Below are 276 nucleotides of genomic sequence, written 5' to 3' on the forward strand. Positions count from 1 at the left end.
GTGGCGTCCCCTAGGGGATTCGAACCCCTGTTACCGCCGTGAAAGGGCGGTGTCCTGGGCCTCTAGACGAAGGGGACACGAAAATTGCTTATCACGCGCTGCGTGATATTTTCGTGTAGGGTGAGCTTTCATTAATAGAAAGCGAACGGCCTTATTCTCTTCAGCCTCACTCCCAACGCGTAAACGCCTTGCTATTCACTTTTCATCAGACAATCTGTGTGAGCACTGCAAAGTACAGTTCTTTAAGGTAAGGAGGTGATCCAACCGCAGGTTCCC

Annotated in this window: 1 tRNA gene; it reads right to left on the reverse strand. The window is 51.1% G+C overall.

The features are described from left to right. Position 1 precedes the first annotated feature (1 nt). Positions 2 to 77, reverse strand: a tRNA-Glu gene (locus tag ATB02_RS25975). Between the last annotated feature and the right edge of the window lie 199 nt (positions 78 to 276).

Origin of the sequence: Escherichia sp. MOD1-EC5189 (assembly GCF_002966045.1) — a bacterium.
GTDB lineage: Bacteria > Pseudomonadota > Gammaproteobacteria > Enterobacterales > Enterobacteriaceae > Escherichia > Escherichia coli_F.